The organism is Paenibacillus sp. 3LSP, from assembly GCF_032465655.1.
In the GTDB taxonomy this organism is placed as follows: domain Bacteria; phylum Bacillota; class Bacilli; order Paenibacillales; family Paenibacillaceae; genus Fontibacillus; species Fontibacillus barengoltzii.
Map to the genome: position 1 here is coordinate 21,753 of NZ_JAWDJI010000099.1, position 7,031 is coordinate 28,783.

The 7,031-nt window shown below is 55.6% G+C and carries 9 protein-coding genes; all 9 read right to left on the minus strand.

Annotation, left to right across the window (positions count from 1 at the left end; translation table 11 throughout):
• Nucleotides 1-40: 40 nt before the first annotated feature.
• Entirely contained in the window at nt 41-226 is a 186-nt protein-coding gene (locus RW092_RS08260) for an IDEAL domain-containing protein (protein WP_009226994.1), read from the minus strand.
• A 187-nt stretch (nt 227-413) separates the two neighbouring features.
• Nucleotides 414-1,502, minus strand: coding sequence for a hypothetical protein (locus RW092_RS08265; RefSeq protein WP_085279334.1), 1,089 nt, complete (start codon nt 1,500-1,502; stop codon nt 414-416).
• Nucleotides 1,503-1,620: 118 nt separating this feature from the next.
• Nucleotides 1,621-2,220, minus strand: coding sequence for a histidine phosphatase family protein (locus RW092_RS08270; RefSeq protein ID WP_316009964.1), 600 nt, complete (start codon nt 2,218-2,220; stop codon nt 1,621-1,623).
• Between the two features lie 70 nt (nt 2,221-2,290).
• On the minus strand, nt 2,291-2,893 hold the full coding sequence (locus RW092_RS08275; protein WP_028539175.1) for an anti-sigma factor family protein: 603 nt from the start codon (nt 2,891-2,893) through the stop codon (nt 2,291-2,293).
• Complete coding sequence (locus tag RW092_RS08280; protein WP_028539176.1) at nt 2,890-3,483, minus strand: RNA polymerase sigma factor; 594 nt, start codon at nt 3,481-3,483, stop codon at nt 2,890-2,892. Before RW092_RS08280 ends, RW092_RS08275 begins: the two co-directional genes overlap by 4 nt.
• 327 nt (nt 3,484-3,810) lie before the next feature.
• Nucleotides 3,811-4,497 carry a thiamine phosphate synthase gene (thiE, locus tag RW092_RS08285; protein ID WP_028539177.1) on the minus strand — a complete coding sequence of 229 codons (687 nt, stop codon included), beginning with the start codon at nt 4,495-4,497 and terminating at the stop codon, nt 3,811-3,813.
• The gene (thiD, locus tag RW092_RS08290) at nt 4,494-5,312 is read right to left on the minus strand and encodes a bifunctional hydroxymethylpyrimidine kinase/phosphomethylpyrimidine kinase (RefSeq protein WP_028539178.1); all 819 of its coding nucleotides are present in this window, start codon (nt 5,310-5,312) and stop codon (nt 4,494-4,496) included. The genes thiE and thiD overlap by 4 nt, the downstream gene beginning before the upstream one ends.
• On the minus strand, nt 5,309-6,157 hold the full coding sequence (gene thiM / locus RW092_RS08295; RefSeq protein WP_316009965.1) for a hydroxyethylthiazole kinase: 849 nt from the start codon (nt 6,155-6,157) through the stop codon (nt 5,309-5,311). Before thiM ends, thiD begins: the two co-directional genes overlap by 4 nt.
• A 63-nt stretch (nt 6,158-6,220) precedes the next feature.
• Nucleotides 6,221-6,907, minus strand: a complete 687-nt coding sequence (gene tenA, locus RW092_RS08300; protein ID WP_028539180.1) for a thiaminase II — start codon at nt 6,905-6,907, stop codon at nt 6,221-6,223.
• Nucleotides 6,908-7,031 lie beyond the last annotated feature (124 nt).

Here is a 7,031-nt window from a genome sequence, read left to right on the forward strand (position 1 = left end):
ATCCGTTCGTATTGCTGTGAACAGATAGGGCGGTTTGCTTTTAGCGTTCTTCCAGTGTTTTCAGTTCATCCGTCAGGAGCCGGAAGGCAACCTCGTCGCCATTCGCCAAGGCGGTGTCAATCTCGTTGTAGATCTGTTCCGAGCGATGCTTCCGGAGCGCTTCGTCCCATATCATTTCCGCCGCCAATCCAAGCATTGCTTCATAAGTAACCTTCATCTGATCCATAGGATGCACCTCCAAACCATCGTTACATTGAATATTGTTCTCCATACCGTCACACATCTCGTAGATTCTGTCACTTCAACAACCTGCTCATACTTAAAGATATTCACTGATATCTTCGCCGATATGGGACGTTTGCCCCCCATTCTCATGAATATGTCTGTGCCTAGCGGCATTCGCGGAACTAGGTCTAACCCTTATGGATTTGCTGAACCGCTTGCTTTCCGAACGGGGAAGCCTGCACATATCGTTCGCGCTGCTCGTCTTCTCCGAAGCGCACCATTCCGAGATGAAGCATCATCTGCAGGATCCGCTCTTCAAAGATCGAAGCTGGGGAGTCGTAGAAGAACGGCTTGATCAGCGGCTCCACTCGTTCGAAGAGCGAGGAAACCGTCACCCATTCTTTCGAACAACAGACAATCCAGTAGACGAGGGACAGCAAATTGGGAATTGGTCCTTTATATAATCTTAACCAAAAGCGAACGAACTGGATCATCGGTTCCTTTCGTTCCTCCGTCAGGTAGGCCACTCCCGTATCCGTCAGTTCCAATCGATGGTTGTTCTCTTGAATGAGACGGGAATGATAGGCATAGTCGTAGAGCAGCGCAAACCGATTGGGATAATCCTTAAAACGGCGGCCATACCCGAAACGCCACCCTCTGCCTACCAGCCCCTCGGAGACGTGCAGCGATTCCATAATCTGTGACTGATTTCTCCGATACATCACACCTTCGCTATTTAGCGGAATGTCATGCTTGGACACGTATTGCAGGAAGAGCAACAGGTCGGCGGATAACATCTCCGGCTCCTCCCGGTACATCGGCGGTTCGGCGGCGGCCGCCTTCACCTCGGCAAGAAACCGGCGCTCCAGAGCTTCGCGGAACCGCTGCTTCAAGTCCTCCGGAACCACAAATAGATAGCGAGTTTGCTGGGTGGTCCCATTAAACAACCAACCCTGTTGGCGAAAACGGGTGATCATCTCCCGCGGACTCTCCCGCTCCTTGGCATCTTCCGTAAAGCGCGAGCCCTGTGCACAGGCAACCAATTCCTCCAGACTGAACTGACGACGACCATCAAACAGCAGGGTGTTCAGGAAGCGCAAATCCTCCATACTCATGCTGCCGATATACCGCTCAATAAAATCCCGGCGCCCTACCGTCTGCAGGATGGATTGAATCAGTTCATGCTTCGAGTGCCCGCTGCATTCACAGCGGTAATGATCTGCTATTCTGCTAAGTTGTCCGATATCGGCATAAGTGAGCATATCCGCAAGATTCATAGTTTTACCGCCTCGCCGTTTTAATCCCATTATGGGAAGGTTTTCCGGCGTTTATTCCCTGAAAGCAAAATTATTCCATGAATTAAGCAAAAAAAAAAGAAACCGGCCTAAGGCCGATTTACTTTCGTTCCTGGACGCTTTCCTGCAAATGACGCGTGCAATTATATAGACGCAGGTCCCAGGCTTTCTCATTTTTCTCCAGGATGGTGAGTGATAAGTTGCCGATGCGCTCCTGGCATCTCTCCTGATACAAGGCAATGTATAACTGAGCCAACAAGCCGCCGTGGGTCACAACCAGGATGTTATTCGACGGGTAACGCTCTGCCAAATCGGACATAAACGACAAAGCCCGCTGACGAATCTCCCCATCCTTCTCCTGTCCGAGTTCATGGCGATCCCAATCTTTCCCCCATAAGGCTTCCCTCTCCGTTAACGTCAGCCCCTCGACCTTACCAAACGACCGTTCCACCAACCGCGGGTCCGGATCGTAAAGCGGAATCCCCAGCGTTTCAGCGATGATTGAACCGGTCTCTCGCGCCCGAGACAACGTGCTCGTCAGGACGAAATCCCAGCGGTATTCGTTCTCCTCCTTCAATCTTCTGCCGAGCAACTTGGCTTGACGCCGTCCCTCATCGTTTAACGGAATATCGCTTTGACCTTGAATTCTTCCGATAGCGTTCCAATCAGTGAGTCCGTGGCGAATTAACCCAACGAGCATAATCATCCCCCTTTAGATAGTAAAAACGCCCCGCCCGCTCCGAAAGCGGGAGAAGCGTTAGGACCCAAGTTTATCTTTTGGTTCGGCGCAATCCCTTCCAGGAAAAGAGCGCCAGCAGCATACCGCCCATGGATAGATACATCCAGTATTGCGGATAGGCCGGACTCATTGGTACCGCAAAAGGCTCGACTATCCCCCGGGATACGCTGGTTAAGGCAATGGAGAACTCCTCATACGTATCCGACTCCGATCCCGCTACCACCACAGCAGTTGGGAGGATCCCGGTCATCGGTTCCGCGCTTTCCTGATCCGTCGTAAAATGATCCATCAGCAGGAACCCGAAGCTAATCACGAAAATCGCAAGGAAGCTGGCGGCCCAAAAAACCACCCGCCGCCGAATACGACGGGTCACGCCGCGCTTCACATCAGGAGCCAACCAAGGCGATTCGGCATAAATCCGATCCATCACTCGCCGATTGACCGCTTCCGCTTGCTCCTCTGTCACTTCGATCGGTATGTACTGCAGCATGTCCAGGCATTCTTCCCATTGTTGGTATTCGCCCGCGCAAGACTCGCAGCCCAAAAGATGCTGTTCCAGCATTATCCGCTGTGGGTGTTGTTCGGGCAGGTCCCGTAACAATCCGAACAATTCTTGGGCCTCTTTACAATTCATCTGCTTTTCATCCCTTCGTAATGCTCGTAGATGGGTTCATAAAAGTAGGGTTCAAGCTGACTCTTTACACTGCTGCGCGCTCTGAACAATAGCGACTTCACGGCACTGACGCTTTGTCCCAGTATGTTAGCGATCTCCTGATAATCCAATTGATCGTATTCACGCAAGATCAAAGCTGACCGTTGCTTCTCCGGCAAATTGTTGATCGCTTCTCTCACCATGCCCACTTTCTCGCTCCGTAATACTGCTTGCTCCGGAGCGACCTCGCTGGGGGCTACGGGGATAATCCCGCTTTCCTCCAGGGGGACGTTGCCGTTTCGTTGCTTGCGGAGCTCACTGAGCACGGTGTTACGGGCAATCGTGTACAACCAGGTTGAGAATGAAGCATCCAGCTCTCTAAAGGAATGCAAGCTGCGAAATGCTTTATAGAACGTTTCCGAGCATAAATCTTCAGCAAGCAGCTCTAAATGAGCGCTCTTTAACATGTGGTACACGAAAGCTAGGATCTTCCGCTGATACCTTCGCATCAGCTCCGAATACAGTTCCGTGTTACCTTCCTTAATTTCGCGAATCATTTGGGAATCCGTCATTTGGGTGCGATCCTCCTCGCGCTTCCATAGGCCATCTTCCCGTTCGATTCTTTCCTAAATAATTACCGAACAGGGGCGAAAAAGTTGCGGTGATCTATGTAACATATACTAAAAAAATAAAATCAACAAAACAGCAAATTAACAGCATAGCCAAACATTGAGGATATTATACCATAGGAGTAGGAATTAAAAAAATATGCGTTCACGTATTATCCATGACAAAAGCCAAAGAAATTCGAATTCCACTTACCATATAGTCCACAAATTCCCACCCCCTTGCCTGAAGGCAAGGGGGTGGTCTGTGTATTGTGTATGGGATTGAAACGCTCAAATCGTGTTTGTGTCGGCATCTGTTTGCGCATATAACTGCGCCGCCGCTTGGCGAACGTCATCCGCTAGGGTGATGGCGGAAATCACGGCAACACCATCAGCCCCGGCGCGGATGACGTCGCGGGCCGTTTCAACCGTGATGCCGCCGATGCCCACCAGCGGCAAGGTGATCCCGCGATCGCGCAGCTCGCGGAGAATCGCCGGCCCCTGCGGCGCCTTGGCATCCGCCTTCGAGGCCGTGGGGTAGATCGGCCCGATTCCGAGGTAATCGGCGCCATGCCGCACGGCGGCCTCCGCCTCGGCGAACGTGTGCGCGGAGACGCCGAGGATGCGGTCGCCGATCCGGGCGCGAACCCGCGCGGCCGCCTCGTCCTCCTGACCGACATGCACGCCGTCGGCATGAATCGCAAGGGCCAGTTCCACGTCATCGTTGACGAGGAACGGCACGCCCCTCCGGCGGCATGCGGCCAGCAGCTGGGCGGCTAGCGCCCGCAGCGGCTCCCCGGTGAGCGCTCCCGGTCCCTTCTCGCGGAACTGCACCAGCGTCACGCCGCCGTCCAGCGCCGCCTCCAGTACGCGAAGCGGATGGTCGCGGCAGTTCGGGCTGCCGAGGACCAGATACGTGCGCAGCAGCTGGCGCATCCGGTCTGCCGCAATCCGCCCGCTTCCAACTCCGCCGCTCATCGGGACGCTCCTTGCAGCCGGCGATAGGCAAAATGGTTGGTCGGGCCGTGCCCTTGCCCCAATCCAAGCTCATGTTCAATCGCCGCTTGAATGAAAGCACGCGCAATTCGCACCGCGTCTAAAGTCGGCGTTCCCTTGGCAAGCTCCGCCGTTAATGCCGCCGAGAATGTGCAGCCCGTGCCGTGCGTATGCACAGTGGGGATTCGCCGCTCCACCATTTCGGTGAAGGTGGTGCCATCATAATATAAATCCACAACCTGCTCACCGGTATCGGCATCATGCCCGCCCTTAATGACAACCTGTTGCACGCCGTAGGCACAAATCCGTTTTGCGGCCTTACGGCGGTCCTCCATGCTGCGGATAGACAGTCCGGACAGCACCTCCGCTTCGGGAAGGTTCGGCGTCACGATGTACGCCAGCGGCAGCAGCTGTGAGCGTAACGCCTGCACCGCTTCCGTCTGGAGCAAGGATGCGCCGCCTTTAGCGATCATCACCGGGTCAACAACGACCCGGTTCCAGCTGAACGCGCGGATTTGCGCGGCCACTGCTCCGATGATTTCGGCGCTGAACAGCATACCGGTCTTTAGCGCATCTACACCAAGGTCAGAGCCCACCGCTTCGATTTGCTCTGCCGCGGCTTCCGGCGGCAACGGGTAGACGTTGGAGACGCCGAGCGTATTCTGAACCGTCACAGCGGTAATCGCCGACATTCCGAAAACGCCCAGCTCCTGGAACGTTTTCAGATCGGCCTGGATGCCAGCCCCGCCGCCGCTGTCCGATCCGGCAATCGTTAAGGCCCTGGCGATCTGGCTCATCCGACCCACCACCCGCCGGCTCCGGTCGCCTGAAATTCACGCACCGCCGCGTGCCCTTTGAGCGAATGCGGGTGCAGCTTTGCCAGCTCGTCAAGGAACGCGATCTGGAAGCTGCCCGGGCCGGCCGAAGCCGTCCGCTCGGCAGCGCGGGACGCGGCAGCGCCGTAAAATGCCAGCCCGGCCGTGCCGGCCAGCAGCAGATCGCGCTCCACCGCGGCGAAAGCCCCCAGCACCGACGTCAGCAGGCATCCCGTGCCGGTCACTTGTGTGAGCAGCGCGTCCCCGCCGCTCACGATCCGGCACTTCAGCCCGTCGGTGATGACGTCTTCACGGCCGGTGATCGCCACGACCGTGTTCAGCGCCCGCGCGGCCCGCACGGCAAGCTCGGCCGCCTCGGCGCTCGCGGAGTCGCCGGCGTCGACGCCCTTGATCTCGCGGGCTTCGCCAACGAGATGGGCGATCTCCGCCGCGTTGCCGCGCACGAGCGCCACCTTCACCTCGCGCAGGATGCGCAGCGCCGCCTCCGTCCGGAAGGCGGTCGCTCCCGCGCCCACCGGATCAAGCAGCACCGGCACGCCGTGGGCGTTCGCCGACTGGCCGGCAAGGACCATCGCCTCCACCTGCGGCGTCGACAACGTGCCGATGTTGAGGACAAGCGCGCCGGCGATCTTGGCCATGTCGGCCACCTCCTCCGGCGCATACGCCATGACCGGCGACGCGCCAAGCGCGTACAAGCCGTTCGCCGTAAAATTCGTAACGACCACGTTTGTGATGTTATGAACGAGCGGTTTTGTATTTTGCACCTTTTGCAGCACTTGGGCTAGTTCTTTTTCCAGTACACTCATGTAGGTTTAACCTCTCTTTCGATCATTTGGCTTGTATCGATGGATCAGTAGCTTGGCGCGAAGTTATGGCTGAAGCACCGGCATCGCCACCGGCCAATCTTCCAACCGATAAGCCATGTCCCAGAAGAGATATTCCAGCTGGCAGCTCTGCATAAAGTGGTCGACCATGCGTTGGCGCTCCGCCGGATTGGCGGTTTCCGCCCATTGATCCAACGCCTGTTTGAACTTCTCTGTGACACCTCCTGCACGTTGACCGTAGAAGGTGATCCACTCATAGTACGGATGCTCCGGCGTCGGCTGCACTTCCTCAAGCAGCTTCTGACCAATCTCCAGATACGTCCACGGACAAGGCAGAAGCACGGCGTAAATTTCCCCCAAAGTTCCTTCATGAGCTACTGTCAGCATATGACGGATATAATGATGCGCCGATGGGGCCAGCGGAAAGCCTTGCAAATCTTCAAATTTCACCCCGGCCACCCGGCAAAAATTGTGATGCGGATGAATCTCGCTGTTGAGAATAAAATCGATTTGTTGGTTAAACACCGCGATCTCCTCGCGGGTCTGGCACTTGGAAATCGCAATCCCGTAAATTCGCATATACGCATTCAGATACTCAAAATCTTGCTTGACGTAATGAATGAGTTGTTCTTTCTGTAACCGGCCTTCCGCAATACCTCTGACAAAGGGATGATCAAATATCGCTTGATAAATTCCGTCCGCCTGCCTACGCAACTCTTGAGAAAATCCCAAATTCTCCACCTCCACATATTTTGGCTAGGAAATCCTCTGAGAGGACAACAGCAAACCGAGCTGCCAGAGCTAGAGTGAAAGGCTGGGCGGGGCCCAGCCCCTCCTCATCAAACCGTACGTGAGG